The sequence below is a fragment of the Streptococcus suis genome (assembly GCF_016743335.1).
GTDB classification, from domain to species: domain Bacteria; phylum Bacillota; class Bacilli; order Lactobacillales; family Streptococcaceae; genus Streptococcus; species Streptococcus suis_Y.
In genome coordinates, this window is sequence record NZ_WCJE01000086.1 from 1 (window position 1) to 1,901 (window position 1,901).

At 32.3% G+C, this 1,901-nt stretch carries 2 protein-coding genes and 1 pseudogene; 2 read left to right on the forward strand and 1 reads right to left on the reverse strand.

Annotation, left to right across the window (positions count from 1 at the left end; all coding sequences use genetic code 11):
• Positions 1–208: 208 nt before the first annotated feature.
• Both F9856_RS11910 and F9856_RS11915 read left to right on the forward strand, forming a co-directional pair.
• Complete coding sequence (locus tag F9856_RS11910; RefSeq protein ID WP_202106723.1) at positions 209–754, forward strand: TetR/AcrR family transcriptional regulator; 546 nt, start codon at positions 209–211, stop codon at positions 752–754.
• Positions 755–764: 10 nt separating this feature from the next.
• Complete coding sequence (locus tag F9856_RS11915) at positions 765–1,607, forward strand: beta-carotene 15,15'-monooxygenase (protein WP_202106724.1); 843 nt, start codon at positions 765–767, stop codon at positions 1,605–1,607.
• 210 nt (positions 1,608–1,817) lie between these two features.
• Here F9856_RS11915 and F9856_RS12260 read toward each other — a convergent pair.
• Positions 1,818–1,901 (reverse strand): annotated as a pseudogene (locus F9856_RS12260) (transcriptional regulator); the annotation flags it as partial.

A 1,901-nucleotide genomic window follows, 5' to 3' on the forward strand; every position in this document is an offset into this window, starting at 1 on the left:
TAGCAAAGTAGGTATATTTTCCAACAAAAATATTTTTGCTCTGTATGGTATCTTTTAGATAAAAGTTTTGTGATTTTGTCATTGTGAGCTCCTTTCGATTATGGTAGCTATTATACGCTAGTGTAACACCTGGCAACACGACAAGTTTTGAAAAAAGTGTTGGATTTTGTTATAATTAATCAAAATTAATCAAAATTTTGAGTGAACTATGGAAAATAAAGCACCATTAAGATTGCAACAAGCCCTAATTAAATTATTAGACCAACAAGAACTTGATCAAATTTCAGTAAGCAAGATTTGTAAAGAAGCTAGCGTTCATCGTTCAACATTTTATTCCTACTATAATCATCAATATGAACTTTTAGAAGATGCTTTACAAGGAATTTCTAGACTTTTCGATGAGGAATATGAGTTAGAGCAAACGAAACTACAACAAACTTCAGATATAGATAGTATTTTGGATACTTATTATTTAAAGCCATATCTCCTCTTTATCAAAAAACATAGAAAGTTATATCGTATCTATCTAGGAAGGTCTCGGGAATTTAATAAAGAAGAAACGTTTTCCTACCATATGGAAAAGACATTTTCAAAAAGACTTAAATTCAATGGCATAAAAGATTCTAGGCAAATAGAATTAACTGCGCGCTTTTACGTAGCCGGTCTACGAGCAATAATAAATGATTGGGTGCTAAGTGATTGTTTAGACGATGTCGATGACATTATTCGCATCATTCATGAAATTGTATTTTAGGAGCATCATTTTGGAAAAAATTGATAAGCAGTTACAGTTCGTTAAAGATTATTGGCAGTACTTTTTACTAGCCAATGTTTGTATGCTCATCTTTGGCGCTTTAGTTATCACTAAAATCCTTCCAGATAGAAGTCTATTTAACATTCTTGCTAGTGTTTTATCAGGCATAGTTGCTGTTATTGACGTACTCCTACTAGTACAAGTTGTTCGAAGACTAGTTAATAGTGTATCTCTTATTCAAAATACATATTTGACCAGCCGTGTCTCACTTTTAGTTGGGACATTCTATAATGCTGTCTATGTATTATTATCCCTGATTTCGGGGTACCTTCATCATTCAGTTTGGTATTTGATATTTGCTTTTTATCATTTAACTTTTGCCTGTGTCAAATTTTTAATTGGAAAACGCTTCCGTAAAGAAGTCGAGGAAGAAGATTGGAATAACTATGGCAGAGTGGGAGTTTTCATCCTCTTTTCATCAGGAGTATTTTTATCAATATTCTATTTTGTTACAAAAGGGATGGACAAGGTTAATTCAGCTTTTCCTTTGTTAGTTTATCTTACTGCACTAATCACATTCATCAATTTTATTAATTCTTTTTCTAGTCTGTTTCGTTATAGAAAAAATCCATCTCCTCGAGAAAAATCTAGTAAACAGATAAGTTTCACTAATTCATTATTTGCACTATTCTTTCTCCAAACTATGATGTTAAAACAGTTTGGACAAGCAGATAGCCATGAAAGTAAACTATTTTTGACCTACGCTCTTGGACTAAGTGTGCTCACTATCTTAATTGGGCAAGGGGTGTTTATGATACAAAAAGCTAAAAAACAACTCAAAAACTTAAAATAAGTTTATGAGTTGTTTTATATTTTATTTCCTCAGCTTTTCCCCACATATTTTCCCCACATAGATTTTTATTTTTGTAGCTATGAACTCAATTCAAATAGATTTCGTATTTTCTTTCTTGTCAATGCAATTATGTCGCCCAGATATCATCTTTATTAGTGTTTCCAAATTGATTACTAGGTTTTCATATTTTTCAATTTTGCTGTCCATCTGATTTTGAAAAAGAGCAATCACCTTGCGGATGTAGCTGGCATTGGTGCCAACGCTCTCAGCTAGGGCTTGCGAGCTAAGTATTTC

Bases quoted from the DNA above. Each gene is read 5' to 3' on its own strand.
- F9856_RS11910 (WP_202106723.1), top strand. From the start codon at position 209: ATGGAAAATAAAGCACCATTAAGATTGCAACAAGCCCTAATTAAATTA.